This is a genomic window from Actinomadura violacea, assembly GCF_017573465.1.
Lineage (GTDB): Bacteria > Actinomycetota > Actinomycetes > Streptosporangiales > Streptosporangiaceae > Spirillospora > Spirillospora violacea.
Map to the genome: position 1 here is coordinate 84,973 of NZ_JAGEPF010000015.1, position 26,628 is coordinate 111,600.

The 26,628-nt window shown below is 76.0% G+C and carries 24 protein-coding genes; 6 read left to right on the forward strand and 18 right to left on the reverse strand.

What is annotated here, in order from left to right:
• Window positions 1-7: 7 nt before the first annotated feature.
• From J4709_RS24420 to J4709_RS24460, 9 genes are all read right to left on the reverse strand, one after another.
• The gene (locus J4709_RS24420) at window positions 8-952 is read right to left on the reverse strand and encodes a glycosyltransferase family 9 protein (protein ID WP_307801500.1); all 945 of its coding nucleotides are present in this window, start codon (window positions 950-952) and stop codon (window positions 8-10) included.
• Window positions 943-1,620, reverse strand: coding sequence for an SDR family oxidoreductase (locus tag J4709_RS24425; RefSeq protein ID WP_208244128.1), 678 nt, complete (start codon window positions 1,618-1,620; stop codon window positions 943-945). The genes J4709_RS24420 and J4709_RS24425 overlap by 10 nt, the downstream gene beginning before the upstream one ends.
• A complete protein-coding gene (locus tag J4709_RS24430) occupies window positions 1,617-3,059 on the reverse strand; it encodes a PfkB family carbohydrate kinase (protein ID WP_208244129.1) in 1,443 nt (480 codons plus the stop codon). The genes J4709_RS24425 and J4709_RS24430 overlap by 4 nt, the downstream gene beginning before the upstream one ends.
• Entirely contained in the window at window positions 3,056-3,664 is a 609-nt protein-coding gene (locus J4709_RS24435; protein WP_208244130.1) for a D-sedoheptulose-7-phosphate isomerase, read from the reverse strand. The genes J4709_RS24430 and J4709_RS24435 overlap by 4 nt, the downstream gene beginning before the upstream one ends.
• Before the next feature lie 73 nt (window positions 3,665-3,737).
• A complete protein-coding gene (locus J4709_RS24440; RefSeq protein ID WP_232383994.1) occupies window positions 3,738-4,973 on the reverse strand; it encodes a glycosyltransferase in 1,236 nt (411 codons plus the stop codon).
• 8 nt (window positions 4,974-4,981) lie between these two features.
• The gene (locus J4709_RS24445) at window positions 4,982-5,977 is read right to left on the reverse strand and encodes a glycosyltransferase (protein ID WP_208244132.1); all 996 of its coding nucleotides are present in this window, start codon (window positions 5,975-5,977) and stop codon (window positions 4,982-4,984) included.
• Window positions 5,974-7,002 (reverse strand): glycosyltransferase family 9 protein, encoded by a 1,029-nt coding sequence (locus J4709_RS24450; protein WP_208244133.1) that lies wholly within the window; start codon window positions 7,000-7,002, stop codon window positions 5,974-5,976. The genes J4709_RS24445 and J4709_RS24450 overlap by 4 nt, the downstream gene beginning before the upstream one ends.
• The gene (locus J4709_RS24455; protein WP_208244134.1) at window positions 6,999-8,519 is read right to left on the reverse strand and encodes an HAD-IIIA family hydrolase; all 1,521 of its coding nucleotides are present in this window, start codon (window positions 8,517-8,519) and stop codon (window positions 6,999-7,001) included. Before J4709_RS24455 ends, J4709_RS24450 begins: the two co-directional genes overlap by 4 nt.
• Window positions 8,516-10,156, reverse strand: coding sequence for a carbamoyltransferase family protein (locus J4709_RS24460; protein ID WP_208244135.1), 1,641 nt, complete (start codon window positions 10,154-10,156; stop codon window positions 8,516-8,518). The genes J4709_RS24455 and J4709_RS24460 overlap by 4 nt, the downstream gene beginning before the upstream one ends.
• 275 nt (window positions 10,157-10,431) lie before the next feature.
• Between J4709_RS24460 and J4709_RS24465 the strand changes: the two genes are divergently transcribed.
• Together J4709_RS24465 and J4709_RS24470 are read left to right on the forward strand one after the other, a co-directional pair.
• Window positions 10,432-11,319 (forward strand): glycosyltransferase family 2 protein, encoded by an 888-nt coding sequence (locus J4709_RS24465; protein ID WP_208244136.1) that lies wholly within the window; start codon window positions 10,432-10,434, stop codon window positions 11,317-11,319.
• A gap of 17 nt (window positions 11,320-11,336) precedes the next feature.
• Window positions 11,337-12,161, forward strand: coding sequence for a glycosyltransferase family 2 protein (locus J4709_RS24470; RefSeq protein ID WP_232383995.1), 825 nt, complete (start codon window positions 11,337-11,339; stop codon window positions 12,159-12,161).
• Window positions 12,162-12,204: 43 nt separating this feature from the next.
• On the opposite strand, the gene J4709_RS24475 is transcribed toward J4709_RS24470, so the two are convergent.
• Window positions 12,205-13,632: an MFS transporter gene (locus tag J4709_RS24475; RefSeq protein WP_208244138.1), complete on the reverse strand. Its 1,428-nt coding sequence runs from the start codon at window positions 13,630-13,632 to the stop codon at window positions 12,205-12,207.
• Between the two features lie 102 nt (window positions 13,633-13,734).
• Between J4709_RS24475 and J4709_RS24480 the strand changes: the two genes are divergently transcribed.
• Window positions 13,735-14,616 (forward strand): helix-turn-helix transcriptional regulator, encoded by an 882-nt coding sequence (locus tag J4709_RS24480; protein ID WP_307801502.1) that lies wholly within the window; start codon window positions 13,735-13,737, stop codon window positions 14,614-14,616.
• On the opposite strand, the gene J4709_RS55715 is transcribed toward J4709_RS24480, so the two are convergent.
• From J4709_RS55715 to J4709_RS24500, 4 genes are all read right to left on the reverse strand, one after another.
• Complete coding sequence (locus J4709_RS55715; protein ID WP_208244139.1) at window positions 14,617-14,940, reverse strand: DUF6343 family protein; 324 nt, start codon at window positions 14,938-14,940, stop codon at window positions 14,617-14,619.
• Window positions 14,937-15,389: a YbhB/YbcL family Raf kinase inhibitor-like protein gene (locus J4709_RS24490; RefSeq protein WP_208244140.1), complete on the reverse strand. Its 453-nt coding sequence runs from the start codon at window positions 15,387-15,389 to the stop codon at window positions 14,937-14,939. Before J4709_RS24490 ends, J4709_RS55715 begins: the two co-directional genes overlap by 4 nt.
• Before the next feature lie 67 nt (window positions 15,390-15,456).
• A complete protein-coding gene (mgrA, locus tag J4709_RS24495) occupies window positions 15,457-16,482 on the reverse strand; it encodes an L-glyceraldehyde 3-phosphate reductase (RefSeq protein ID WP_208244141.1) in 1,026 nt (341 codons plus the stop codon).
• Window positions 16,483-16,495: 13 nt separating this feature from the next.
• Window positions 16,496-17,410 (reverse strand): LysR family transcriptional regulator, encoded by a 915-nt coding sequence (locus J4709_RS24500; RefSeq protein WP_208244142.1) that lies wholly within the window; start codon window positions 17,408-17,410, stop codon window positions 16,496-16,498.
• Window positions 17,411-17,499: 89 nt separating this feature from the next.
• Here J4709_RS24500 and J4709_RS24505 point away from each other — a divergent pair, with 89 nt between their 5' ends.
• Complete coding sequence (locus tag J4709_RS24505) at window positions 17,500-18,705, forward strand: MFS transporter (RefSeq protein WP_208244143.1); 1,206 nt, start codon at window positions 17,500-17,502, stop codon at window positions 18,703-18,705.
• Here the strand turns inward: J4709_RS24505 and J4709_RS24510 are convergent.
• Complete coding sequence (locus J4709_RS24510; protein WP_208244144.1) at window positions 18,702-20,279, reverse strand: AMP-binding protein; 1,578 nt, start codon at window positions 20,277-20,279, stop codon at window positions 18,702-18,704. The two genes, J4709_RS24505 and J4709_RS24510, sit on opposite strands and share 4 nt — an antisense overlap.
• 64 nt (window positions 20,280-20,343) lie before the next feature.
• Complete coding sequence (locus tag J4709_RS24515) at window positions 20,344-21,168, reverse strand: NmrA family NAD(P)-binding protein (protein ID WP_208244145.1); 825 nt, start codon at window positions 21,166-21,168, stop codon at window positions 20,344-20,346.
• 175 nt (window positions 21,169-21,343) lie between these two features.
• Between J4709_RS24515 and paaZ the strand changes: the two genes are divergently transcribed.
• Both paaZ and J4709_RS24525 read left to right on the forward strand, forming a co-directional pair.
• Window positions 21,344-23,383: a phenylacetic acid degradation bifunctional protein PaaZ gene (gene paaZ, locus J4709_RS24520; protein WP_208244146.1), complete on the forward strand. Its 2,040-nt coding sequence runs from the start codon at window positions 21,344-21,346 to the stop codon at window positions 23,381-23,383.
• A 61-nt stretch (window positions 23,384-23,444) separates the two neighbouring features.
• Window positions 23,445-24,371, forward strand: a complete 927-nt coding sequence (locus J4709_RS24525) for a LysR family transcriptional regulator (protein ID WP_208244147.1) — start codon at window positions 23,445-23,447, stop codon at window positions 24,369-24,371.
• On the opposite strand, the gene J4709_RS24530 is transcribed toward J4709_RS24525, so the two are convergent.
• Together J4709_RS24530 and J4709_RS24535 are read right to left on the reverse strand one after the other, a co-directional pair.
• Entirely contained in the window at window positions 24,349-25,491 is a 1,143-nt protein-coding gene (locus J4709_RS24530) for a Glu/Leu/Phe/Val family dehydrogenase (protein ID WP_208244148.1), read from the reverse strand. The two genes, J4709_RS24525 and J4709_RS24530, sit on opposite strands and share 23 nt — an antisense overlap.
• A complete protein-coding gene (locus J4709_RS24535) occupies window positions 25,484-26,626 on the reverse strand; it encodes an NAD(P)/FAD-dependent oxidoreductase (protein WP_208244149.1) in 1,143 nt (380 codons plus the stop codon). Before J4709_RS24535 ends, J4709_RS24530 begins: the two co-directional genes overlap by 8 nt.
• Between the last annotated feature and the right edge of the window lie 2 nt (window positions 26,627-26,628).

Below are 26,628 nucleotides of genomic sequence, written 5' to 3' on the forward strand. Positions count from 1 at the left end.
GTTCCTCCTAAACGTGTGGCGTGAGCGCCTTCCCGGCCGCCTCGACGGCCTGGTCCGCGGAGATCTCCAGCAGGCCCGGGTGGGGCTCGCCGCCGTGCGGGTCGCCGATCCGGCCGGCCCACAGCACGCGGTGCTCGGCCCGGTCGGGCGGCCCCCACCGCGCGGGCGGCGTCGGCCCGAACAGCAGCACCGACGGGGTGCGGAAGGCGGTCGCGAGGTGCGCGACGCCGGTGTCGCCGCACACCACCAGCCGGGCGCCCGCGACCAGCGCGGCCAGCTGGGGGAGATGGGTGCGGCCGGACAGGTCGTCGCACGCGTCGAGCCCGGCGAGCTCCACGACCTCGTGCGCGAGGTCCGCCTCCCCGGGGCCGCCGGTGACGACGACGCGCTCGCCGCCCGCGCGCAGCGCCGCCGCGACCGCCGCGAACCGCTCGGCCGGCCAGCGCCGCGCCGGGAACGCGGCGCCCGGGTGCACGACGACCGCGCCGGGCACGGGCGAGGCGACCGGCGGCGGCGCGAGGTCCAGGTCGTCGGGGTCGGCGTCGAAGCCGTAGGCGCGCACCAGCCGGCACCACCGCGCCACCTCGTGCTCGCCCGGGTCCCAGTCGGGGCCGTCGGTGTGCAGCGCGCCGGTGTGCGCGAACGCCAGCAGCCGGGCGGGGTGCAGCGCCGCCAGCAGCCGGTGGCTCTGCGGGCCGCGGCCGTGCAGGTTGACGGCCGCGCCGACCGGGCCGGCCGGCGGCAGCGGGCCGAGGCCCGAGTCCGCCGGCAGGACGTCGTCGACCGCGCCCGTGGCCAGCGCCAGCGGCGCCAGCGCGGGCGGCGCGGCGAGGGTGATCCGCGCCCCGGGCATCCCGCGCCGCAGCGCCCGCAGCGCGGGGACCGCGGTGAGCAGGTCGCCGAGCCCGAGCGCCCGCAGCACCAGCGCGCGGCGGGGGGCCGTCACGGCCACGACGGCTCCCTGGACGGGCAGACGACCATCTCCCGCACCTCGCAGCCGGGCGGCTGGCGCAGCGCGAAGGCGATCGCCGCGGCGACGTCGTCCGGGCTGTTCAGCTGGGCGTCCGGGCCCGGCTTGTACTGCTCGGTGCGGTCGTCGAAGAACGCGGTGTCCATCCCGCCCGGCACGATCATCGTGACGGCGACCTTCCCGGCCATCTCCGCGGCCAGCGCGCGCGTGAACCCGACGACACCGAACTTCGACGCGCAGTACGCGGTGGCGTCGGGCAGCGCCCGCAGCCCGAGCGTCGAGGCGACCGTGACGATCCGCCCGCTCGGCTCGTTCTCCAGGTAGGGGAGCGCGGCGCGGACGACGGCGGCGGTGCCGAGCAGGTTCACCTGCACGACCCGCTCCCAGTCCTCGGCGGGCACCTCGCACAGCGACCCGCACGCGTCGGTGCCCGCGGCGGTGACGACCGCGTTGAGGCCGCCCGCCGCGCGCGCCAGCCCGTGCACGGCGCGCTCGGCGCACGGGCGGTCCGCGAGGTCGGCCTGCATGTGCTCGAAGTCGTCCTTCGGGGGGTGCCGGTCGAGGATCAGGGGGCGTCCGCCGTCGTCGGCGACCTTGCGCGCGACCGCCGCGCCGAGTCCGGAGGCTCCACCGGTGATGAGGACGTTCATGACGCGTTTCCCTTCGAGGAGTTGGTGGTGGAAAGCGTGTTGGGGGTGGACGGCGTGTCGGTGGTGGACAGCAGGCGCGTGGTGGAGCGCCCTTCCAGCAGGGGCAGCAGGACCACCTCTCCGTTGTGGGCCCGGACCGTCTCGGCCTCGGGCAGGATCGTCCCGGCGTAGTCGGCGCCCTTGACCCACACGTCGGGGCGCAGCCGCGCCAGCAGCGGCGCCGGGGTGTCGTCGTCGAACACCACCGCGGCGTCCACGTCGCTGAGCGCCTCCAGCACCCGGACGCGGTCCGCGGCGGGCGTCAGCGGGCGGGTCGGGCCCTTGCGGCGGCGCACCGACGCGTCGGAGTTGACGCAGACGATCAGGCAGTCGCCGAGCCGCCGGGCCTGCTGCAGCATGCTGACGTGCCCGGCGTGCAGCAGGTCGAAGCAGCCGCCGGTCGCCACGACCGTGCCGCCCGCCCGCCGCGTCCGCTCGACGACGTCCCAGGCGTCGTCCCCGCGTTCGGGGACGAGCCGGGCGCTGCCGGTCTCGTCGAGCTGCGCCGCGACGGCCGCCGCCGCGCCCGCCCGGACGAAGTCCGACGCGCGGCGCACGCCCGCGGTGACGGCGCCGGTGAGCGACGCGCCGTCGGCGAGCGCCTCGACCGTCCCGGCGGCGAAGCTGTCGCCGGCGCCGCAGGAGTCGCCGCGCGCCGGCTCGGCGGGCGCCAGGAACGGCGCCTCCGACCCGTCGCACAGCAGCGCGCCCTCGGAGCCGAGCGTGATCGCGACGCCCTCGATGTTCCACGACCGGCCGAGGTGGCGGCCGCGCCGGCCCGCCGCCGACAGCCCGAACCCGGTGATGTCGGCGCCGTCCGCGGCGGCGAGCCGGGCCGCCTCCTCCTCGTTCGGGGTGAGCAGCCGCGTCCCCGGCACCGGCGGCTCGCCGCGCGGATGCGGGTCCCACACGACCGGGACGCCGCGCGGCAGCGCGCCGAGCAGCGACCGGACGGCGCGGTGCCGGGTCACGCCGCGCCCGTAGTCGGAGACCAGCACCGCGCCGGCCCCCGCGATCGCGTCGGTGACGCGCGGGCCGACGGGCCCGTCGAGGGCCTGCCCTTCCCCGGCGTCCAGGCGCGCCACCGACTGGTCCCCCGACCGGATGCGCAGCTTGCAGGGCGTGCCGCCGTGCAGGTGGAACGCGGCGACCTCCAGGTGCCGCTCCAGCATCGCGCGCAGCCGCCGCCCCGGCTCGTCGTCGGCGAGCGCGGTGACGAGGACGACCTCCCGGCCCTCGGCCGCCGCGAGCAGCGCGGCCAGCCCGGCGCCGCCGGGACGGGCGTGCTCCTCGGCCTGCTCGACGACCGGGACGGGCGCGTCCGGGCACAGCCGGCTGCTCGTCCCGACGATGTCGACGTCGAGCAGCACGTCGCCCACCACCACCAGCGGTGCGGTCATCTGGTAACCCCCAAGGCGTCGTCGACCACCCCGCAGAGCAGGTGCATCGCGGCGAGGTGGATCTCCTGGACGGTCGAGGTCGCCGCCGCCCGCACGGTGATCGCGTCGTGGCAGGCGTCGGCGAGCGGGTTCGGGCCGGGCCCGGTGACCGCCCACGCGGTCATCCCGAGCCCGCGGGCCCGGTCCGCCGCGGCGATCACGTTGGGGCTGCGGCCGCTGGTCGACAGGCACACCAGCACGTCGCCCGCGCGGCCGTGCGCCTGCACCTGCCGGGCGAACACGTGCGCCGCGCCGTAGTCGTTGCCGATCGCCGTGACCGACGAGGTGTCGCCGTGCAGCGGGATCGCCGACAGCGGCCGCCGCTCGTCCTCGAACCGGCCGACGAGCTCGGCGGTCAGATGCTGCGCCTCGGCGGCGCTGCCCCCGTTCCCGCAGGCGAGCAGCCGCCCGCCGGAGCGCAGCACGCCCGCGAGCCGGCGGCCCCACGCCTCGATGGTGGGGACCTGTGCGCGGAACTCCAGTGCCGCCTCGGCGAGCGCCTCCAGCCGGCGGTCCTGCGCCGTGGCGGTGCGCGTCCGCGCGACCCGTTGCGTAGTGGTCGTCATCAGGCTGCCTCCCTGCGGGGGGCGACCCCCCGCGCCCCCCGGCAAAACCGCCGCATGCCCTCGCTTCGCTCGGTCATGCGGCCACCCCGCTCAGCGTCGCGGCGCGCTCGTAGACGCCGGCGGTGTCGGCGGCGACGCGCGTCCAGGAGTAGCGCTCCCGGGCCCGGTCGGCCGCGGCGAAGCCCAGCGCGGCGCGGCCCGCCGGGTCGTCCAGCAGGCCCCGGATCGCGGCGGCCGCCGCCTCCGGGGCGCGCGGCGGGACGAGCACGCCGGTTCCGCCGTCCACGACGGTGTCGAGATGGCCGCCGACGGCGCTGGCCACGACCGGGACGCCGCACGCCATCGCCTCCAGCGGCACCATGCCGAACGGCTCGTACCAGGGGAGGGTCACCACCAGGCTCGCCGACCGCAGCAGCGGCGGGACCTCCTCGCGGCCGAGCCGGCCGAGGAACTCCACCCGGTCCGCGACGCCCGCGTCCCGCGCGACGCCGCGCAGCCGCCGCACCTCGGGGTCGGCGTCCAGGTCGCCGCGCGGCGGGCCGCCTGCGACGGCCAGCTCGGCGTCCGGCAGGTGCGCCAGCGCCCGGATCGCGGTGTCCACGCCCTTGCGCTCGACGAGCCGCGACAGCACGACGAGCCGGTGCCGCTCCCTGCCGCCGGCGGCGTCCTCGTCCGGCCAGGGGCCCTCCCAGCGGGGCCCGTCCGGGGTGAACAGCCGGAGGTCGACGCCGCACGGCACCACCGAGATCCGCTCGCGCGGCACGTCCATCGCGGTCAGCTCGGCGACCTCGTCGGCGCAGGTGGCGATGACGGCGCCGGCGGAGCGGCCGATCGTGCGCTCCAGCCGCAGGCGCGCCGGCGGGCTGGTGTCCCTGCCGCCCTGGTGGCGCCGCTTCACGGTGCCGAGCGCGTGGTAGGTCTGCACCACCGGCACGCGCCGCGACGAGAGCGGCGCGACCGCCTGCAGCGCGGCGAGCCCGCTCATCCAGAAGTGCGCGTGCGCCACGTCCGGCGCCTCGGCCCCCCAGCGCTGCTCCAGGTAGAGCCCGAAGTCGCGCATCCACGGCAGCAGGTCGTCCTTGGCGATGCGCTCGGCGGGGCCCGCCGGGACGTGCTCGACCGTCACGCCGGGCGCGAGGCGCACCCGGCGCGGCAGCGCCGGCGCGTCCCGCCGCGTGTACACGGTGACGTAGTGGCCTTGCCGGCCGAGCTCGGCCGCCAGCTCCGCGACGAAGACGTTCTGGCCGCCGCCGTCCGCCCCGCCCAGCCCGCCCTTGGCGGCCAGCGGGCTGGCGTGCTCGGAGATCATGGCTATTCTCATCGCGTTACCTCCGTGAGAGTTCGCTCCCAGTCGCGCAGGAACCGCGGCAGGCCGTAGCGTTCGACGGCGTACGCGCGCGCCTCCTTGCCCATCTGGCGGGCGCGCGGCGGGTCGGCGGCCAGGGCCCGCGCGGCGTCGGCCAGATGCGCGACCCGCGTGGACAGCACCCCGGCCTCCGGCGGCACCGCCTCGACCGCCTCGGTGGTGGCGAGCGCCACCACGGGCAGGCCGAGCATCATGGCCTCGATCAGGGCGAGGCCGAGGGAGGTCCACCGGTAGGGGTGGACGTAGACGCGGCGGCGGGCGAGCTCCTCGTGCATCCGCGCCTGCGGCAGGTCCTCGAACGTCCACAGCGACTCCGGCGCGATGCCGAGCGCCTCCGGGACGCCGGCGACGTTCATGCCGAACAGGTCCAGGGGGACGGCGCGCGCCAGCTCGGCGAGCAGGTCGGTGCCGGCGACGCGGCCGCGCCGCAGCGGGTCGTTGATGACGACGCCGGCGCGCGGCATGTCGCCGGTGCAGCGGTGCCCGGGGTCGACGACCCCGTGCTCGATGACCGTGGTCGGGGCGCGGCCGCAGTTCCAGAACAGCCGGTTGAAGTTCGTGACGTGCACGACGGGGATGTCGCCGCGGTCGTGCAGGAAGTGCCGGCTGTCGGGGACGACCTCCTCGGGCAGGCTCGCGTCCGCCGGGGTGCGGCGGGGGGTGTCGTGCTCGACGTAGACGGCGGGGACGTCGCGTCCGGGGCGGCGGCCGAGCCATTGCTCGGCGAGCTCCAGTTCGCGGGGGCGCTGCAGGACGACGACGTCGACGTCCTCGTGCCGCAACCGCTCGGGCGCGACCTCGACGGCGCGGTCGGGCCAGGTGAACGTGTCGGGGCGGCCCCGGCCGTCCGGGCCCTTGTCCGGGGTGACGGGGACGAGCGTGGTCTGCGGCCCGTGCACGAACGACGTGGCCCACGAGCCGTGGACGTGCCAGAGCAGGACTCTCATCGGGCGCGCGCCTCCTCCCGGGGTGTTCCGCGCGGGTCCACGGCGACGACCTCGACGGCCGCGGCGACCTCGTCGGCGCCGACCGACGCCAGGCAGGGGTGGCCCTCGACCGGGCAGACGCGGGCGCGGCTGTCCTTGCAGGGCGCGCCCTGGTCGCCGAGCAGCGCCATCGGAACCCCGAACGGCGCCCACCGGCCGGCCGGGACGGTCGGCGCGAACAGCGACACGACCGGGGTGCCGACGGCGGCGGCGAGGTGCGCGGGGCCGGTGTTGCCGGCGACGACGGCGCGGGCGCCGCGCAGCACCGACGCCAGTTCCGGCAGCGCGGTGCGGCCGCCGAGGTCGAGGCCGTCCTCCCCGGCGACGAGCGCGGTCAGCTCCTTCTCCTCGCCGTGCCCGGTCACCACGACCCGGTGGCCGGCGGCGCGCAGCAGCCGGACGGCCTCGGCGCACCGCTCCGGCGGCCAGGCCCGCGCCGGGACCGACGTCCCCGGGTGCACCACCACGTAGCCGGCGCCGCCGGTGAGGTGGTCGGTGTCGGGCAGCGGCTCGCGCACCCGCAGCCGGGTGTCGGCGGGCGCGGGGAACCCGGCGTCCTCGGCGAGCGCCAGCATCCGCAGCGGCTCGGGCACGTCGCCGTCGGGGCGGTGCCGCAGGTCCAGCAGGGAGCCGGGGTAGTCGTCGCTGATGCCGCCGATCCACGGGACGCCTGCCAGCCGCAGCAGCAGCGCGAGCGGCAGCGGCGACTGGTGGAACGAGGTGAGGATCAGCGCCCGGTCGAAGCCCGCCAGCTTCGTGACGGCCGCCTCGATGTCGGCCCGGTCGACCGGGGCCGGCTCGGGGTCGATCCAGGGCGCGCGCCACTCGATGACCTCGTCCACGCCGGGCAGCAGGTCGGCGGCGGCGCGGCCGCGCGGCCCGCACAGCAGCACGACCTCGTCCGCCCCCGCGGCGACCGACCGGACCGCGGGCCCGGCGAGCAGCACGTCGCCGAGGTTGTCCTGGCGTGCCAGCAGCACCCTCATCGCGTCCGCCTTCCGCCGAGGACCAGGTCGACGGCGGCGCCGAGGTCCGGTGCCGTCTCCCAGGCCCGCGCGATCTCCGCGGGCCGGGTGCGGACGGTCGGCACCAGGATGCCCCGGACGCCGGCCGCCGCGGCGGCCTCGATGTCGCGGCCGATGTCGCCGATGACGGCGCAGTCGGCCGGCAGCGCGCCGAGCCGCCGCACGGCGCGCTCGATCATGCCGGGCCGCGGTTTGCGGCACTCGCACCCGTCGTCGCCGTCGTGCGGGCAGAACTCCCACACGTCGATACGGCCGAGCAGCTCCTCGACCCGCGCGTTGACGCGGCGGACGTCGCCGGCGGTGATGCGCCCCTTCGCCACGCCCGACTGGTTGGACACCACGCCGATCCGGACGCCGTGCCGGCGCAGCCGGTCCAGCGCCCGGCGCGCGCCCGGCATCGGCTCGACCAGCGCCGGGTCGCCGTTGTACGGGACGTCGCGGATGAGGGTGTCGTCGCGGTCGAACAGCACGACCCACGGACCGGCCCAGGGCCGGGCGTCGCGGTGCAGGATCAGGCCCCGGATCCGGTGCCGGACGGCGGCGGGCGGGATGACCGCGCTGGTGACCGCCATCTTCAGCACCTCGCCGGGCGTCCGGGGGCCGGGACGGACCCGCTGGAGCGCGAACCGGGCGGTCGAGACCGTCCACGCGCCCGCGGCCAGCGCCGAGGCGGCGGTCGCGGCCCGGTTCCCCCGCATTGCGGCGGGCACCGCGGTGAGCGCGGCGAGGCCGGCGGCGGTCGTCATGACGTGGCGGCGCAGCAGCCCGGGGCCTTCGCCCGCGCGGGCGCGCCAGCCGGCGCCGTGCACGCGCCACATGAGGACGTCGTCGGCGTTGCCGGCCTGCGCGCGGACCGACGCCCAGAACCCGGCCGGGCGCACCGGATGCGTCACGTGCCGCTCGCCCCGGACCAGCTCGTGCCCGGCGGCCAGGGCGCGCAGCGCGAGGTCGGCGTCCTCCCGGTAGGCGCGGCGGAACCGCTCGTCGAAGCCGCCCAGCTCGGCGAGGACGCCGCGCCGGTACGCCATGTCGGCGGTGATCCAGTCCGCGCCGGCGAGCCCGGCGGTGCTGCGCTCCCAGTCGGTGGGGCGGCGGCCGTCCGGCGGCGGGACGGTGACCTGCCCCTGCGAGCCCGCGACCTTGGGCGGCAGCCCGGCGAGGTCGGCGGCGAGCCGCTGCGTCCAGCCCGGGTCGGGGACGACGTCATCGTCCAGGAAGGCGACCCATTCGGTGGCGGCGGCGCGCCAGCCGGCGTTGCGCGCGGCGGCCGGGCCGCGCCCGCCGGAGCGGATCACCCGGATCCGCCGGCCGCCGGAGCCCGGCAGCGGCAGCGGCGCGCCGTGCGCGGGCCGGTCGTCCACCACGATGATCTCGTGCGGGGCGGGCTCGGGGCCGCCGGCGATCGAGTCCAGCAGCGCTTCCAGGACGGTCCGCAGGCTCGGCCGGCCGATCGTCGGGACGACGACGGTGCAGCTCATCGGGCGTGCACCTCCCGTCGGCGGACGACGAACGGGCCGATCGCCAGCAGGTCCACCGGCGCGGAGCCGAAGCACTCCAGTGCGTCCCGCGGGTCGTCCACCATGGGCCGTCCCGCGGTGTTCAGGCTGGTGTTGACGATGACCGGCAGCCCGGTGCGCAGCCGGAACTCCTCCAGCAGCCGCGCGACGAGCGGCTCGTGGCCCTGGGCGACGGTCTGGACCCGCGCGGTGCCGTCCACGTGGACGACCGCCGGGATCCGCTCCCGCCACTCCGGGCGGACGTCGTGCACGAACAGCATGTACGGGCTCGGGATCGGGCCGTCGAAGATCTCGGCGGCGTGCTCCAGGGCGACCATCGGGGCGATGGGCCGGAACTGCTCGCGGCCCTTCACGTCGTTGAGCCGCTCGATGTTGGCGGCGTGGCCGGGATGCGCGAGCAGCGACCGGTGCCCGAGCGCGCGCGGGCCGAACTCCGAGCGCCCTTGGAACCAGGCGACGATCTCGTCGCGGGCCAGCGCCTCGGCGACGGCCGCTGCGAGGTCGGGCGGGCGCTCGTAGAGCACCTTGGCCGTGTCGAGGATCCGTGCGATCGACTCCTCGTCCCACTGGCGGCCGAGGTCGGCGCCCGGCATCGCGGTGACGGCGTCGCCGCCTTCCTGCGCGAGGTGCAGGGCGGCGCCGAGCGCGGTGCCCGCGTCCCCGGCCGCGGGCTGCACCCAGATGTCGTCGTAGGGGCCGTCCGCGAGGAGCCGCGAGTTCGCCACGCAGTTCAGCGCGACCCCGCCGGCGAGCATCAGCCGCCGCGACCCGGTCCGCCCGTGCAGCCACGACGCCAGGTCCAGCAGCACCTCCTCCAGCCGCGCCTGGACGCTCGCGGCGAGGTCGGCGTGGTCGCGCGTCCACTCCCCGTCGGACGCGCGGGCCTTGGCGAGGGCGCCCCAGTCGATCGGCGCGACCGCGAAGCCGCCGTCGCCGGTGGCCCGCACGTGCTCGCGCAGCTCGTCCAGGAAGCGCGGCTCGCCGTAGGACGCCAGGGCCATCACCTTGTACTCGTCGCTGGAGCGCAGGAAGCCGAGGTGCTCGGTGAGGTCCTCGTACATCAGGCCGAGCGAGTGCGGCAGGCGCTGCGCGTGCAGCGGGGTCAGCTCCCCGCCCGCGTAGGTACCGGCGAGGTGCGAATGCGACTCGCCCCGGCCGTCCAGGACGAGGACGTCGCCGTCGCAGGGCCGCGGCGCGGCCAGGGCGGCGGACGCGGCGTGCGCCACATGGTGCGGGACGTACCGGACGATCCCCGGGTCGAGCCCCGGCAGCGCGGTGGCCAGGAAGTTCGGGGCGCGGTGCGCGTACAGCGTCCGCAGCCGCTCCCACTGCTCGTCGTGCCCGTCCAGACCGGGCTCGACCAGGCCGGGGTCATAGGCGTAGGCGACGGCGTCCAGGTCGCCGGGCTCGAGCCCGGCGCGCTCCAGGCACCAGCGGGCCGCCAGCTCCGGCGGTTCCCAGGCGGCGAAGGCGACCGGCCGCTTGCCGTGCTTGCGGCGGCTGAAGCGTTCCTCCTCCGCCGCGGCCACGACCGTTCCGTCCACCACGAGGGCGGCGGCCGGGTCGTGGAAGATCGCGTTGATTCCGAGCACGCGCATGTATGAGCCCCGTTTCGGCGCAGCGTTCGGTGGAGTGGCGGATGCCGCCGTCGTGGGCATCGCCCTGAGGATCTCCGTGGGAGCGAATCCCCTATAGGTGATTTCGTGCATTACCGGGAAGTCCGGCTCTAAACGCTGTGCCAGGAAAAGTCGTCGGTGAACGAAGTGACGCCTGAAATGGGATTTCATGCGTATTGCGGTGCCTGGTGGGGTTTGTGGGCCTTGGTGGTGCAAGCCGCGACATGGAGCCCGGCGCGGGGGGTACGGGGCGTGCCATGCGCTGCACCGTCGTCGTCATCACCCGGGACCGCAGGCGCTCGCTGTTGGCGACGCTCGGGCGGCTGCGGGCGCTGCCCGGCGCGCCCCCCGTCATCGTGGTGGACAACGCCTCGCGGGACGGGACGCCCGACGCCGTCGCCGAGGAGTTCCCCGGCTTCCGGCTGATCCGGTCCCAGCGCAACCTCGGCGCCGTCGCCCGCAACCTCGCGGTCGACCACGTCCGCACCCCGTACGTCGCGTTCTGCGACGACGACACCTGGTGGGAGCCGGACGCGCCGCCGCGCGCCGCCGCCCTGCTGGACGCCCATCCCCGGCTCGCCGTGGTCACGGGGCGGATCCTGGTCGAGCCCGGCGGCCGCGAGGACCCGATCGTCCCGGAACTGCGCGACTCGCCCGTCCCCGGGCCGTCCTGGCTGCCCGGCCCGGCGCTCGGGTCGTTCCTGGCGGGGGCGTCCATGCTGCGGGCCGAGGCGTTCCGGGAGGCCGGCGGGTTCTCGCCGCGGCTGTGGCTGGGCGGCGAGGAGGAGCTGCTCAGCGCCGACCTGATGGCCCTCGGCTGGCACCTGTGCTACGCCGAGGACGTCGTCGTCCACCACGAGCCGTCGCCGCTGCGCGAGGCCCACCTGCGGCGCCGGCACGGCATCCGCAACACGCTGTGGTTCACCTGGCTGCGCCGCCCGTTGCCCGTCGCGTTCCGCCGCACCGCCGGGCTGCTGCGCACGCTGCCGCGCGACCGCGTCACCGCGGGCGCGCTCGCCGAGGCCGCCGCCGGGCTGAGCTGGGTCGCCCGGGAGCGCCGCAGGCTGCCGCGCGACGTGGAGTCCCGGCTGCGCAGCCTGGAGGAGACGCAGCGGACCTCCAAGGCGCGCCGGTACGTCAGCTGATGGGAGCGGAGGAGCACATGGCCGACGTCACGATCGTGGTCGCCACCCGGGACCGGGCGGACGAGCTGCGCCACAGCCTCACCCGGCACGCCGCGCCGGTGATCGTCGTCGACAACGCCTCCGCCGACGGCACCCCCGACGTCGCCGAGGCGGCCGGGGCCCGGGTGCTGCGGCTGTCGGGCAACCTCGGCGGCGCCGCCCGCAACGCGGGCGTGCGCGAGGCCGCGACCCGCTACGTCGCCTTCGCCGACGACGACTCCTGGTGGGCGCCCGGGGCGCTGGAGCGGGCCGTGGAGGTCCTCGACGCCCATCCCCGGACGGCGCTGCTGGCCGCCCGCGTCCTGGTCGGCGAGGAGGAGCGGCTGGAGCCGGTGTCGGAGGAGATGGCGCGGGCGCCGCTCGGGCGGCCGGACGGCCTGCCCGGCCCCGCCGTGCTCGGCTTCCTCGCGTGCTCGGCCATCGTGCGCCGCGACGCCTACCTCGACGCCGGGGGGTTCTCCGAGGTCCTGCACTTCGCCGGCGAGGAGGAGCTCCTCGCGCTCGACCTCGCCGCCGCCGGCTGGGGCCTGGCCTACGTGCCGGAACTCGTCGTGCACCACCACCCGTCGCGGAGCGGCCGGAACCCGGCGGCGCGGCGCCGCCGGGAGGTCCGCAACCGGCTGCTGACCGCGTGGCTGCGCCGCCCGCTCCCCGCGGTCGCCCGGACGGCCGCCGCGGCGCTCGGCACCCGCGACGGCCGCGGCGGGCTCGCCGACGCGGTCCGCGCGCTGCCCCGCCTCGCCCGCGCGCGCCGTCACCTCCCGCCCGCCGTCGAGACCGCGCGGGCCCGGCTCGGCGCCTGACGCCCGCCGGAGCGGTGCCTGACGCCGCTGCCGGGGGAGCGCGTCAGGTGTCGCGCACGCCCTCCCGCCTGCGGGCCAGGATCACGGTGAACACGGTGCCTGCCAGCGCGACCGCACCGAGCGCCCACCCGGTGCCGTACTCGGCGTGCCGGGTGGAGCCGCTCGACTCCGCCGCGGTCAGGAACAGCGTCCCGATGGTCGCGATGCCGATCACCTGGCTGATCTGCATGAGCGTCAGCATCAGCCCGCTGGCGTCCGCCGCGTCCGCCGCCGGGACGTGCTCCAGCCCCACCGTCATGATGATCGACATGACTCCGAGGCCGAACCCGATCACCGCGGTGAGCAGCTCGTACGCGACGCCGCCGCCCGCCAGCGGCCCGACGCACAGGTAGCCCGCGGCGGCGATGGCGAAGCCGGCCGGGATCACCCGCCGGTGCCAGCGGGCCGGCAGCCGCTGCCAGTTCAGCCCGACCAGCGCGAACGCGGCGACGCACGGGATGAACGCCAGCCCCGACTCCAGCGGCGACATCTTCAGGTCGCCCTGCAGGTGCAGGGTCGTGGTGAACAGGAACGAGCCCCACGAGCCCGGCGCCAGCATGATCGCACCGCAGGCGGGCAGCAGCCCCGGCGCGCGCAGCACCCGCGGCGAGACCAGCGGCCGCCCGCCGCGCGCCGCCACGCGCCGCTCCACCGCCACGAACGCGGCGAGGAACGCGGCGCTCGCCGCCAGCGAGACCCAGCCCCACAGCGGCCAGCCCAGCTCGTGCCCGAGGATGAGCGGGACGACGAACAGCAGCACCGCCGGGGACAGCGTCAGCAGCCCCGGCAGGTCGAGGTCCCCGCCCCGCGAGTGCTCGTCGCGCCGCAGCAGCCGCGGCCCGGCCACCAGAAGCGCCGCGCCGATCGGGACGTTGACGAGGAAGACCGTCCGCCAGCCCGCGCCGAACAGGTCGGCGCTCACCAGCAGGCCGCCGGCGGCCTGGCCGACGACCACCCCGCCCGCGATCACCGCCGAGTAGAGGCCGAGCGCCCGCGCCCGGGCCGGGCCGGTGAAGCCCCGCTGGATCATCGACATCACCTGCGGCGTCATCAGCGCCGCCCCGGCGCCCTGCAGGAACCGGAACCCGACCAGCGGCCAGGTGGACGGCGCCAGGCCGCAGGCGAGCGACAGCACCGTGAACGCGGCCAGGCCGGTGTGGTACATCCGGCGGTGCCCGGCGATGTCGCCGAGCCGCGCCCCGGTGATCAGCAGCACCGCGTAGGTGATCGTGTAGCCGGCGACGATGAGCTGCAGCCCCGCGCCGGACGCGTGCAGGTCCGCGCGCATCGTCGGCAGCGCCACGTTGACGATGTTCACGTCCAGGATCGCCATGAACTGGCCCAGCAGCAGGAGGCCGAGGGTCGCGCCTCCGGGACCGTTCCGCGCACCCCGCTCGGGAACGACCCCGCGCAGATCGGTTGTTTGTGTCATGGGAACGACACTGGAGCGAAATCGGTACCGGTAACGAGAGCCCTTCGATACTGGTACTGACAGCACCTGGCAAGCGCGGCGGGCGGAGGGCAAGGTGGAACCGTGACGACGACCGGCACGGCGACCGGGCGCGGCGCGTCCCGGCGCCGCACCGAACTGGCGGCGTTCCTGCGCAGCAGGCGGGAGCGGATCGCCCCGCACGAGGTGGGCATGCCGCCGGGGCAGCGTCGCCGCACGCCCGGGCTGCGCCGCGAGGAGGTCGCGCAGCTCGCCGGGGTCGGCGTCACCTGGTACACGTGGCTGGAGCAGGGCCGCCCGATCAACGCCAGCCCCCAGGTGCTGGACGCGGTGGCCCGCACGCTGCGCCTCGACGGCGCCGAGCGCGAGCACCTGTACCGGCTGGCGGAGGTGCCGGAGGCGGAGGCGCCGGACGAGGCCGATCACCTGCCCGAGGACATGCAGACGATCCTGGACGGGCTGCTGCCGCTGCCCGCGGCGGTGTGCAACGCCCGCTCCGACGTGCTCGCCTGGAACGCCGCCTACGAGGCCATCTTCCCGTGCATCAGGGCGTTCCCGCCGTGCGAGCGCAACACGCTGTGGATCACCTTCACGACGCCGGGGTGCTGCAACCCGGTCGGGAACATGGCCGAGGAGATGCCGATGCACGTCGCGGTGTTCCGGTACCGCTACAGCCGGCACATGAACGAGCCGGGCTGGAAGGAGCTGGTCCAGCGGCTCCAGGCGGCCAACCCGGAGTTCGCGCGGCTGTGGGCCGAGCACGACGTGGCGCTGCCGGGCCCGCGCGTGAAGGTCTTCCGGCACCCCGTCGTCAAGGAGGTCCGCACCCGCACCACCAGCATGGACATCACCGGGACGGCGGGCGCCCGGATGGTCGTCTACACGCCCACCGACGGCGAGAGCCGCGAGCGGATCTCCTGGCTGCTGGCCCACCCCGAGCTGGCGGTGCCGGCCCACCGGCACTGATCAGCGGCCGCGGGCGCGGCGGGCGATCACGGCCAGGTCCGCCGCCGCGATCGCGGCCACGACGGCGCACACCACCGCCGCGCCCCACGCGGCGCCACCGCCGTTGCGGTTCGCGACGATCGCGAACACGATCGCGGCGGCCACCGCCGCGACGAGCGCGACGCCGGACAGCACGGCCCGCAGGCCGAGGGCGCTGCGCGCGGTCAGCGGCTCGTTCCCCGGCGGCTGCCCGCCCGGGCCGCGGTCCTCGCCCTCGTCGCGGCCGTCGCCCTCGTCCCGGTCGCGGCCGTCCTCGTCGTCCGGGCCGGGGAACCCGGCGGTCACCGGGCGAACGTGCCGACGAGCGTGCCCGCCGCCACGACCTTGTCCTCGACGGCGTCCCGCAGCTCCTCCGCGGTGAACCCGTCCCGCAGCCCGGACGGCTCTGACAGCCCGTACAGGCGGAAGAAGTAGCGGTGCGGGTCGTCGCCGGACGGCGGCTTCGGCCCGCCGTACCCCTCGGTCCCGTAGTCGTTGCGGCCGAGGACCGCGCCGGTCGGCTGCTCCCCGGCGTCCAGGGCCGTGGTGACCGGGTCGATGCCGGCGACCAGCCAGTGCGCGAACGTGCCGACCGGGGCGTCGGGGTCCTCGCAGGCCAGCGCCAGCTCGACCACCTCCTCCGGGACCTGCGACCACTCCAGCGGCGGTGAGACGTCGCCCCTGTCGTGCGAGTAGTCCGATGGCATGAGCGTGTGATCGTCGAATGCGGTACTGCGCAGCGTCATCTCTTCCATGCGGGCGTCGTGCCCGGTGCGGGGACGACGATGCACGCCGCCCGCGACCCGCCCCGGCCGGGCGCCGTTAGCCGGCGCTGGAGGCCGCCCAGATGTTGATGCCGGCCTCGACCGCGTCCCGGTCGATCGCCTCCAGCTCGTCCGGGGTGAAGTCGAGCCGGTCGAGCGCGGCGAGGTTCTCCTCCAGCTGCGCGACGCTGCTCGCGCCGATCAGCGCCGAGGTGACCCGCGCGTCCCGCAGCGACCAGGCGAGGGCCATCTGCGCGAGCGACTGCCCGCGCCGCCGCGCGATCTCGTTGAGCGTCCTGACGTGCCGGACGTTCTCCTCGGTGAGCAGGTCGCTGGAGAACGAGGTGTTCTTGCTGGCCCGCGACCCCTCCGGGATGCCACCGAGGTACTTGCCGGTGAGCATGCCCTGCGCCAGCGGCGAGAACGCGATGCAGCCGGCGCCCTCCTCCTCGAGCGTGCCGAGCAGGCCGCCCTCGATCCAGCGGTTCAGCATCGAGTAGGACGGCTGGTGGATCAGCAGGGGCGTGCCCATCTCCCGCAGGATCCGCGCGGCCTCCGCGGTCCGCTTCGGCGAGTACGACGAGATCCCCGCGTACAGCGCCTTCCCGGACCGGACGGCGTGGTCCAGCGCGCCCATCGTCTCCTCCAGCGGCGTTTCCGGGTCGAACCGGTGGCTGTAGAAGATGTCGACGTAGTCCAGGCCCATCCGCTTCAGGGACTGGTCGAGGCTGGCGAGCAGGTACTTGCGCGACCCCCACTCGCCGTACGGGCCGGGCCACATGTCGTAGCCCGCCTTCGTGCTGATGACGAGTTCGTCCCGGTACGGCGCGAGGTCCTCGCGCATGATCCGGCCGAAGTTGGTCTCCGCCGATCCGTAGGGCGGCCCGTAGTTGTTGGCGAGGTCGAAGTGCGTCACCCCGAGGTCGAACGCCCGCCGCAGGATCGCGCGCTGGACGTCGATCGGGCGGTCGTCGCCGAAGTTGTGCCACAGCCCCAGCGAGATCGCGGGGAGCCGCAGCCCGCTGCGCCCGCACCGCCGGTAGGGAAGTCGCTCGTATCGGTCGCCGTCGGCCGTGTAAGTCATGGTCACGAGTATTTCAGCCCGCCTCCGCCGGCTCGTCCCGCGGCCGGTCGGCGGCCTCGACGCAGGCGCGCACGAAGTCGCGCAGGACGGGGTCGGTCGCGTCCCGCCGCCACACGACGGCGCGGACGGCCGGCGCGACGCCCTCCACCGGCCGGTAGACGATGCCGGGCCGCGCGTACACGCGGGCGCTCGACTCGGTGATCATCGCGACGCCGCGCCCGGACTGAACCGCCTGGAGCCAGTCCTCGGAGTTGGCGACCTCGGCGCCGATCGCGGGGGTCCGGCCGAACTCGGCGGCGGCGAGCCAGAACTCGCGCAGCGGCCCGGACGAGGCGGGCAGCGCGACGAACCGCTCGTCGCGCAGGTCGTCGAGCCGGACCGTGTCGCGGGCGGCCAGCGGATGCCCGGCGTGCAGCGCGACGCGGCGGGGCTCGCGGCGCAGGACCTCCACGTCCAGGTTCTCCTGGCCGGGCACCGGCAGCGGGATGAACGCGGCGTGCACCCTGCCCTCCAGGACGCCCCCGGCCGGGTCGCGCCAGTCGCCGACCCGCAGGTCGGCCCGCCAGCCGGGACGGAGGCGGGCGAACCTGGCGATGACGGGTTCGATCGTCTCGCCGTCCATGCCCGAGTGGTACTCGACGCGGAGGACGCGGGACGCGGCGTCGCGGGCCCGGCGCACGCCCGCGAGCCAGGAGTCGAGGTCGCCGAGGACGCCGCGCGCGACGGGCAGCAGGGAGCGGCCCGCGCCGGTCAGCGCGACGCCCTGCCGGCTGCGCTCGAAGAGCGTCACGCCCATCTCCTGCTCCATCCGGCGGACGGCCTTGGACAGCGCCGGCTGGGCGATGCGCAGCCGTTCCGCGGCGCGGGTGAAGTGCAGTTCCTCGGCCACCGCGACGAAGTACCGCAGCGACCGGACCGAGACGTCCATTCCCGAATCGTAATTCCATCCGGGCATAAGGACGGATCTTCGACGCGGCGGAGCGACAAGGCCGATCTTGGTGGTCCTAGGAGGGGAAAGTGACGACTACAGGGATCGACATCGAGACCATCCGCCCGGTGGAGCGGGCGGGCCGGCCGTGGGCGGGCATGGGCGCGATCGTGCTGACGTCCGTCGCGGCCATGACGCCGGCGTTCGGCACCGCCGCGCTCGCCACGCCGATCGAGCACGGCCTGGGCGTCTCGGCGACCGGGTTCGGGCTGGCGCTGAGCGGCTTCTTCGCGGCGAGCGCGCTGGGCTCGTTCGCCGCCAAGCGCGTCGCGGCGCGGCTGCCCGTGCCGGTGGTGCTGACGGCGGCCGGGGCGCTCGCGCTCGCCGCGCTGGCCCTCGCCGCGGCCGCCGGGAACCTGGCCGTACTGGCGCTGGCGCTGCTGCTGGCCGGGGCGGGCAACGCCCTCGTCCAGCCCGCGGCGGGCCGCTACATCGGCGCGCGCGTGCCGCAGGGACGGCTGTCGCTCGCCACCGGCATGGTGAGCGCCGCGCTCGGCGCGGCGCCGCTCGTGCCGGGGCTGCTCGCCGGGTTCGCCGCCGGCCCGCTCGGCTGGCGGGCGGCGCTGCTGCTCGGCGCCGTCCTGCCCGTCCTCGCGATCCCGGCGGCGTTCCTGGCCCGGACGGGTCCTGCCGCAGCCGTCGCGCGACCGGCCGCGACGGGCGGCGCGGCGCCGGTGGGCCGCGTCCTCGTGCTCTGGACGGTCGCCGCCGGTCTCGCCACGATCGGCTCGAACGCCGCCGCGTCGTTCTTCGTGCAGCTCGGCACCCACTCGGGGCTGTCGACCGCGCTCGCCGGGCTGATGCAGTCGCTGGCGGGGGTCGTCGCCGTCGCCGTCCGGCTCGCCGCGGGCGGGTTCGCCGACCGCGCGCCGCGGCGCAACCCGGCGCTGGTCACCGCGATGATGCTGAGCGGCGCGGCCGGCCTCGCGCTGGTCGCCGCAGGCAGCCCCGCGGCGTTCGTCGCCGGTGCGCTGCTCGCGGTCGCCGGGGGCTGGGGCTGGACGGGCCTGCTGCTCGCCGCGGTGATGCGGCTGCTGCCGGGGCAGGGCGAGCGGGCCGGCGCGACCGTGCAGATCGGGCTGTTCGGCGGGGCGGCCGTGGCGCCGCTGGCGTTCGGCGCCGCCTCGTCCGCGCTGGGCGTTCCGGCCACCGTGCTGATCGCGGCGCTGATCGTGCTGGCCGGGGCGGCGTCGATGCTCGCGGGGACGGCCGCGCTGCGCCGCGAGGCCCGCTAGGGCTCCGGCAGGGCGTGCTTGAGGACCTTGCCGGCGGGGTTGCGGGGGAGCGCGTCGAGGAACACGACCTCGCGCGGCACCTTGTGCCGGGCGAGGTTCGCGGCGACGTGCTTCTTCACGTCGTCCTCGCCGAGGCCCGCGCCGCCGGCGCCGGCGGCGCCGACGACGAAGGCGCGCAGCCGCTGGCCGAACTCCTCGTCGGGGACGCCGACGACGGCGGCCTCGGCGATGCCGGGATGGGCGGCCAGCAGGTCCTCGACCTCGCCCGGATGGACGTTCTCCCCGCCGGAGACGATCATGTCGTCGGCGCGGCCGTCCACGTGCAGCCGGCCGCCGGCGTCGAGGTGGCCGAGGTCGCCGACGGCCATCAGCCCGCCGACCTCCTCCTTGCCGCCCCCGCCGGTGTAGCCGCCGAACCGGGCGGGCGAGTCGACGAAGATCCGGCCGGTCGCCCCCGGCGGCACCGGGCGGTCGTCGTCGCCGAGGACCGCCACGGTCGTCCCGGCGGGCGGGCGGCCGACGCAGCCGGGCGCGGCGGCCAGGTCGTCCGGGGTGGCGATGGTGATGCAGGACGCCTCGGTGGAGCCGTAGAAGTTGTACAGGACGGGCCCGAACGCCTCGGCGGTGCGGCGGCCGAGGTCCGGGTCGAGCCGGGCCCCGCCGGTGAGGATCACCTTGAGCCGGGACAGGTCGCGGGCGTCGAGGGCGGGCGAGGCGAGCAGCCGGTTCAGCATCACCGGGACGGCGATCAGCGACGTGCAGCGGTGCTCGGCGAGGTCGTCCAGGACCGCCGCGGCGTCGAAGCGGCGGCGCAGCACGAGGGTGGAGCCCAGGCCGAGCGCGAGGACGGCGCAGGTCAGCCCGAATCCGTGGAACAGCGGCGGGGCGACGAACATCGCCTCGCGGCCGCGGAACGGCACCTTCGACAGGATGCCGCCGGGCAGTGCCATCGACGGCGACTGCGAGCGCGGCGCGCCCTTCGGGCGGCCGGACGTCCCGCTGGTCAGGATCACCATCGAACCGTGCCGCGACGGGGCGGGCGGGGGAGAGGTGTCGCCTCCGGCGATGAGCTCGTCGAGGTCGGCGTCGGTGTGGCGGGGGAGGCCGAGGCCGTCGGCGACGCCCGCGAACTCCTCGTCGTGCACCAGGACGGTGACGCCTTCGCGGGACACGGCGTCGCGCAGCTGCGGCGCGGCGAAGTCGGTGTTGAGGAACAGCACGGACGCGCCGGTCTTGGCCGCCGCCGACATCGCCTCCAGCAGCCCGCGGTGGTTGCGGCACAGGATGCCGACGGTGGAGTCCGGGCCGACGCCGCGCTCGCGCCAGGCGTTGGCGAGGGCGTTGCAGCGCCGCTCCAGCTCGGCGAACGTCAGCGGGCCCCGCTCGTCCACGAGCCCGGTGCGGTCGGGGAAGCGGTGCGCGGGCAGCGCGGTGACGGCGCCGAGCGGCCCGTAGGCGCGCATCGCGCGCGCCGCCGCGAGCAGCGCGCCCGGCGGCATCGGGCCGACCATCCCCGCGCGGGCGGCGGCCCGCAGGCCGCTCAGCTCGGCGGAGACGCGGGAGAGGGTGGGCATGCGCGCAGCGTAGTGAACAGGGGAACAGATTCACAAGATCTGTTCCCCTGTTCACCCATGTCCGTCAGGGCCGGAACGCCTCCGCGTTCTCGCGGGCCCACTGCGCGAAGGGCCGGGCGGGGCGGCCGGTGACCCGCTCGACGGTGCCGCGGACGGTGCGCCCGACCTCGGGCGGGTTCCCGAGCGTGTCGATCAGGAAGTCGATGAGCGGGGCGGGGAGCCCGTCGGCCGCCCACTTGGCCCGCGCCTCGTCCTCGGTCAGCTCGACGTACCGGATCTCGCGGCCGAGCGCGTCGCCGAGGATCCGCACCTTCTCGGTCGTGGTGATCCGCTCCGGGCCGGTGATGACGAGCGACTCGCCCGCGTACCCGCCGTCCGCGAGGACGGCCGCGGCGACCGCGCCGATGTCGGCCTCGTGGACGAGGCTGCTCGTGCGGGACCCGAACGGCTCGCGGACCACGTCCTCGGCCCGGACGGACGGCGCCCACCACTGGAGCGTGTTCGCCATGAACTCGACCGGGGTCAGGATCGTCCATTCCAGGTCCGCGGCGGCGAGGGCCTGCTCCAGCTCGCCCTCGGCGCGGCCGCCGAGCAGGGTGACGCGCCGGACGCCGCTCTTCACGGCCAGGTCGGCGATGGCCTGCCCGTCCTCCAGGGGCGCGTAGCCGTCGCCGGCGAAGTTGATGAGGTGCGCGGCGGTCGCGCCGTCGAACGCGGCGGTGAGGGAGTCCGGTACGGCCAGGTCGCCCGCGACGACCTCCACGCCGGCGGGGAGCGCGGCGCGGGACGGGTCGCGGGTCAGCGCGCGGACGGGCAGTCCGCGCCGCAGCAGCTCGGTGACGACGTGCCGGCCGACGGTTCCGGTGGCCCCGGTGACCAGGATGCTCATGCTCGCCTCCATGCAGAACGGAATGTTCGATTCCACTATAGCAGAACGGAATGCTTCATTCCGAATGGTCGTCATGTCGACAAAGAAACCCCCTCTGGGCTGTCATGTCTGCCAGGCGTGAACGGACGCCGATCGTGGCAGGAAGAACCAGAGATATGCGGACGAGGAGGTCCCGGTGGTCGTGCTGCGCAGCTATGTGTCGGGTTCATGGCGTGCTCCGGAGGACGAGGGGGCGCCGTTGCGCGACGCCGTCACGGGGGAGGAGGTCGCGCGGATCTCCTCCGCGGGGATCGATCTCGGCGCCGCGCTGGAGCACGGGCGGGCCGTCGGCGGCCCGGTGCTGCGGGAGCTGACGTTCCACCAGCGTGCGGCGCTGCTGAAGGCGCTGGGCTCGCACCTGCGGGAGCACCGCGAGGAGCTGTACGCGCTGTCCGCGCGGACCGGCGCGACGCTCGGCGACTCCAAGTTCGACGTCGACGGCGGCATCGGCGTGCTGCTCGCCTATGCCAGCAAGGGCAAGCGCGAGCTGCCCAACGACACGGTGCTGGTGGAGGGCGCCGTCGAGCCGCTCGGCCGGGGCGGGACGTTCGTCGGCCAGCATCTGTGCACGCCGTCGCACGGCGTGGCGGTGCAGATCAACGCGTTCAACTTCCCGGTGTGGGGGCCGCTGGAGAAGCTCGCGCCCGCCTTCCTGTCCGGCATGCCGAGCCTGATCAAGCCGGCGAGCCAGACCGCCTACCTGACGGCCCGGCTGGTCGAGCTGATCGTCGAGTCGGGGCTGCTGCCGGAGGGCAGCGTGCAGCTGGTCTGCGGCGACCCGCGCGACCTGCTCGACCACCTCACCGAGCAGGACATCGTGGCGTTCACCGGCTCGGCGTCGACGGCGCGGCTGCTGCGCACGCATCCGGCGATCGTCGGCAACGCGGTCCGGTTCAACGCCGAGGCCGACTCGCTGAACTGCTCGGTCCTCGGTCCCGACGCCGCGCCCGGCACGCCGGAGTTCGACCTGTACGTCAAGCAGCTCGTCGCGGAGATGACCGTCAAGGCGGGGCAGAAGTGCACCGCGATCCGCCGCGCGCTCGTCCCCGCCCCGCTGATCGACGCCGTGACGGAGGCCGTCCAGGAGCGGCTGGCGCGGGTGACCGTCGGGAACCCGGCCGACCCGGACGTGCGGATGGGGGCGCTCGCCACCCTCGACCAGCGCGAGGAGGTCCGCCGCTCGCTCAAGGCGCTGACGGACGCGGGCCGGATCGTGTTCGGCGACCCCGAGCACGTCGAGGTGAAGGGCGCGGACGCCGAGCGCGGCGCGTTCATGTCGCCGGTGCTGCTGCGCGCCGACGACACCGGGCGCGCCGAGCCGCACGAGGTCGAGGCGTTCGGCCCGGTCAGCACCCTGATGCCGTACACGGACGCGGCGGAGGCGATCGCGCTCGCGGCGCGCGGCCGGGGCAGCCTCGCCGGGTCGGTGGTCACCGCCGACGCCGAGTTCGCGCGCGACGTCGTCCTCGGCCTGGCCCCCTGGCACGGGCGGCTGCTCGTGCTGAACTCCGAGGACGCCAAGGAGTCCACCGGGCACGGGTCGCCGCTGCCCGCGCTCGTCCACGGCGGCCCCGGGCGCGCCGGCGGCGGCGAGGAGATGGGCGGGGTCCGCGGGGTCGTGCACCACATGCGGCGCACCGCCGTCCAGGCCGGGCCCGCGATGCTCACCGCGCTCACCGGCCGCTGGGTGCCCGGCACCGACCGCACCGTCACCGACGAGCACCCGTTCCGCAAGCACCTGGAGGACCTGCGGGTCGGCGACACCGCCGTCGGCGGGCCCCGCGTCGTCACGCTGGACGACATCGGGCACTTCGCCGAGTTCACCGGCGACACCTTCTACGCGCACACCGACGAGGAGGCGGCCCGCAAGAACCCGCTGTTCGGCGGCCGGGTCGCGCACGGCTACCTCGTCGTGTCGTTCGCGGCGGGGCTGTTCGTCGAGCCCGCGCCGGGTCCCGTGCTGGCGAACTACGGGCTGGAGAACCTGCGGTTCCTCACCCCGGTGAAGCCCGGCGACGAGCTGACGGTGACACTGACCGCCAAGCAGATCTCGCCGCGCGAGGGCGCCGACTACGGCGAGGTCCGCTGGGACACCGACGTCACCAACCAGGACGGCGCGTCCGTCGCCAAGTACGACGTGCTGACGCTGGTGGCCAAACGGCCCGCGCAGGACTAGAACGAAGGGAGGGGGCGTCCGCGGAGAGACGTCGAAGCGCCGCCGGTCACGGGGAGCACCGATGATCAGTCCCCTGCACATCCAGACCGTGCGCGAGGTCGTGCGCACCGGATCGTTCGCGGACGCCGCCCGCAACCTCGGGTACACCGCGTCCGCCGTCTCCCAGCAGGTCGCCGCGCTGGAGCGCGCCTGCGGGCTGGTGCTGTTCGAGCGCCGGGCCCGCAGCGTGCGGCCGACCAGCGCGGCGTTCCTGCTGGTCAGCAAGGGCAACGACGTGCTGTCGGCGCTGGCCACGCTGGAGCGGGAGCTGCGCACCGTCGCCAGCGGGGAGCGCGGCGCGCTGCGGCTCGGCAGCTTCCCGACCGCCAGCTCCCGCATCCTGCCGCGGGTGCTGGCGGAGCTGGCGCGGATCCGGCCCGGCATCGAGATCAAGCTGTCGGAGGGCGAGCCGGACGAGCTGCTGCCCGAGCTGCTCGACGGCGACCTGGACCTGCAGCTCGTCTACCGCTACGACCTGTTCCCGCGCGGCTGGCCGGACCAGATCGTCGAGACGCCGGTGATGGACGAGAACCTCGTGCTGTGCGTGCCGGCCGAGCATCCGCTCGCCGGGCGCCGCACCGCTCGGCTGCGGGACCTGCGGTCGGAGACGTGGATCGCCAGCCGACCCGACAGCTGCGGGGCGCAGGCGCTGCTGCGGCTGTGCGGCACCGCCGGGTTCACGCCGGACATCGCGTTCCGCAGCAACGACTACGCGGTGGTGTGCGGGCTCGTCGGCTGCGGCCTCGGCATCGCGCTCGTCCCGGCGCTCGGCTGCGTCCCGCAACCGGGCCTGCGGACGCTGCGGCTCAGCCGCCGCACGCCGCGCCGCCACGTGACCGTGCTGCGCCGCACCACCAACACCAACCCGCTGGTGAAGGACGCGATGCGCGGCCTGATGGACGTGGCCCGCGACGTCGAGGCGGAGGTCAGCGGCGCCACCGGCCCTTGAGCTCCATCGCGGCGCGGACCCGCTCCTGCGCGAGCGCGAGCGCCGCCTCGTGCGGGGTCGTGCCCTGCGCGCGGGCGGCGGCGAGCACCGCCGCGGTGTTGTCGCGCATCTTCGCCGACACCGCCGCGAACACCGCGCCGGGGTCGGGACGGAACGCCGAGTAGCGGGCGTCCATCGCGAACCCGGCCGCGACGACGCCGCCGGCGTTCGCCACGAAGTCCGGGACGACCGTGACGCCGCGCGCCGCGAGGACGCGCTGCGCGGGGCGGTCGGTCGGCAGGTTCGCGCCCTCGACGACGATCCGCGCCTGGATCCGCGCGGCGACGTCCTCGCCGATCACGTCCTGGAGCGCGGCCGGCACGAGGACGTCGGCCGGCACCAGCAGTTCGGCGCCCACGTCGAGGAGCCGCCCGCCGTACTCCTTCACCGCGGCGTCGCCGGCCTCGTCCCGCAGCGCGAGGAGCCGCGCGACGTCCAGGCCGTCCGGGTCGTGCAGCGCGCCGTGGACGGTCGACACCGCGACGACCGTCGCGCCGAGTTCGGCGAGGCGGCGCGCGGCGGCGTGCCCGACCGCGCCGAACCCCTGCACCGCCACCCGCGCGCCGGACAGCTCCAGCCCGGCGTCGCGCGCCGTAGCGTCGGCGGCCTCCGCGACCCCGTACCCGGTCACGCCCAGCTCGTCGTAGGGCATGCCGCCCAGCGCGTGCGGGGTGCCGACCGCCGCGCCGCGGTCGCCCAGCTCGTCCTGGACGACCGCCGCGTCCCGCTCCGTCAGCCCCATGTCGAGGCCCGCGACGTACCGGGCCGGGATCTCCTGCGCCAGCGCCCGCACGAACGCCCGCAGGACCGCCTCCCGGTCCGGCGAGGCGGGGTCGGCCGCGATCCCGGCCTTCGCGCCGCCGAAGAACAGGTCGGCGCCCGCCCACTTGTAGGTCATCACCCGGGCGAGCCGCGCGACCTCCGCGACCGTCACCGTTGGGCTCATCCGCATGCCGCCCTTGCCCATCCCGCGGGCGGTGTTGTCGATGACGAGCACGCCGCGCATTCCGGTCCGGGCGTCGGAGACGCACACGACCCGCTCGGGGCCCCACTCGTCCATCAGCGCGAGCACGTCAGACACAGTTGATCTCCGGGCGGGGGCGGTCGCCGGCGAACCGCGCGGCGTGCAGGGGGGCGACGTCCACGAACGGCTCGCGGCGCAGGTACAGGTCGCGGACGACCTCGCCGACCGCCGGGCCCTGCAGGAACCCGTGGCCGGAGAACCCGGTCGCGTACAGGAACCGGGACACCCCGGCGTCCTCGCCGATCAGCGCGTTGTGGTCGGGGGTGACCTCGTACAGGCCGGCCCAACCACCGGCGAGGCCCGCGTCGAGGAGGCGGGGCGCGCGGGCGGCGATGGCGTCGGTGAGCCGCGGCAGCCACGCGTCCGTCCGGTCAAGCAGGAAGCCGGGCCGCTCGTCGGGATCGGACATGCCGAGCATCAGCCCCTCGCCCTCGCCGTGGAAGTAGAACGACGTGGTGAAGTCGATCGTCATCGGCACGGGACGCGGCAGGTCCGGCATCGGTCCGGTGAACGCGATCTGCCGCCGCAGCGGCTCGACCGGCAGGCTGACGCCCGCCATCGCGCCGACCTTCGCCGACCAGGCCCCGGCGGCGCAGACGACGGCGGACGCGGCGATCCGTCCCCGCGAGGTCTCCACCGCCCGGACCTCGCCGCCGCCGGTGTCGATACCGAGCACCTCGCAGTGCGTCAGCAGCGTCGCGCCGTGCCGCCGCGCGGCGGTCGCGTACCCGAGGACGACCGACTCCGGCGTGCAGTGCCCGTCGTCGGGGGAGAACGCGGCGGCGAGGAGGCCGCCGGTCTCGATGAGCGGGGACAGCCGCCGCGCCTCCTCGGCCGAGACCATCCGGCTCGGCACGCCGAGGGAGTTCTGCAGCGCGACGCCCTCCTCGAACGCCGCGACGTCCTCGGGCCGCGACAGCAGGAACAGGTACCCGACCCGGTGCAGGTCGATCTCCTGCCCGGGACGCTCGCCGAACCGCGCGAACGCCTCCAGGCTGCGGGCGCCGAGGCGGATGTTCACCTCGTCGGAGAACTGCGCCCGGACCCCGCCCGCCGCCTTGCACGTCGACCCGGAGCCCAGCCCGTCCCGCTCGGCCAGCACCACCCGCACCCCGGCCTCCGCGAGGTGGAACGCGATGCTCGTCCCCATCACCCCGCCGCCGATGACGACGACGTCCGCCGTGGTCTCCATGC

Bases quoted from the DNA above. Each gene is read 5' to 3' on its own strand.
- J4709_RS24425 (WP_208244128.1), bottom strand. From the start codon at position 1,620: ATGAACGTCCTCATCACCGGTGGAGCCTCCGGACTCGGCGCGGCGGTC.
- J4709_RS24430 (WP_208244129.1), bottom strand. From the start codon at position 3,059: ATGACCGCACCGCTGGTGGTGGTGGGCGACGTGCTGCTCGACGTCGAC.
- J4709_RS24435 (WP_208244130.1), bottom strand. From the start codon at position 3,664: ATGACGACCACTACGCAACGGGTCGCGCGGACGCGCACCGCCACGGCG.
- J4709_RS24440 (WP_232383994.1), bottom strand. From the start codon at position 4,973: ATGATCTCCGAGCACGCCAGCCCGCTGGCCGCCAAGGGCGGGCTGGGC.
- J4709_RS24445 (WP_208244132.1), bottom strand. From the start codon at position 5,977: ATGAGAGTCCTGCTCTGGCACGTCCACGGCTCGTGGGCCACGTCGTTC.
- J4709_RS24450 (WP_208244133.1), bottom strand. From the start codon at position 7,002: ATGAGGGTGCTGCTGGCACGCCAGGACAACCTCGGCGACGTGCTGCTC.
- J4709_RS24455 (WP_208244134.1), bottom strand. From the start codon at position 8,519: ATGAGCTGCACCGTCGTCGTCCCGACGATCGGCCGGCCGAGCCTGCGG.
- J4709_RS24460 (WP_208244135.1), bottom strand. From the start codon at position 10,156: ATGCGCGTGCTCGGAATCAACGCGATCTTCCACGACCCGGCCGCCGCC.
- J4709_RS24465 (WP_208244136.1), top strand. From the start codon at position 10,432: ATGCGCTGCACCGTCGTCGTCATCACCCGGGACCGCAGGCGCTCGCTG.
- J4709_RS24470 (WP_232383995.1), top strand. From the start codon at position 11,337: ATGGCCGACGTCACGATCGTGGTCGCCACCCGGGACCGGGCGGACGAG.
- J4709_RS24475 (WP_208244138.1), bottom strand. From the start codon at position 13,632: ATGACACAAACAACCGATCTGCGCGGGGTCGTTCCCGAGCGGGGTGCG.
- J4709_RS24490 (WP_208244140.1), bottom strand. From the start codon at position 15,389: ATGGAAGAGATGACGCTGCGCAGTACCGCATTCGACGATCACACGCTC.
- mgrA (WP_208244141.1), bottom strand. From the start codon at position 16,482: ATGACTTACACGGCCGACGGCGACCGATACGAGCGACTTCCCTACCGG.
- J4709_RS24500 (WP_208244142.1), bottom strand. From the start codon at position 17,410: ATGGACGTCTCGGTCCGGTCGCTGCGGTACTTCGTCGCGGTGGCCGAG.
- J4709_RS24510 (WP_208244144.1), bottom strand. From the start codon at position 20,279: ATGCCCACCCTCTCCCGCGTCTCCGCCGAGCTGAGCGGCCTGCGGGCC.
- J4709_RS24515 (WP_208244145.1), bottom strand. From the start codon at position 21,168: ATGAGCATCCTGGTCACCGGGGCCACCGGAACCGTCGGCCGGCACGTC.
- J4709_RS24525 (WP_208244147.1), top strand. From the start codon at position 23,445: ATGATCAGTCCCCTGCACATCCAGACCGTGCGCGAGGTCGTGCGCACC.
- J4709_RS24535 (WP_208244149.1), bottom strand. From the start codon at position 26,626: ATGGAGACCACGGCGGACGTCGTCGTCATCGGCGGCGGGGTGATGGGG.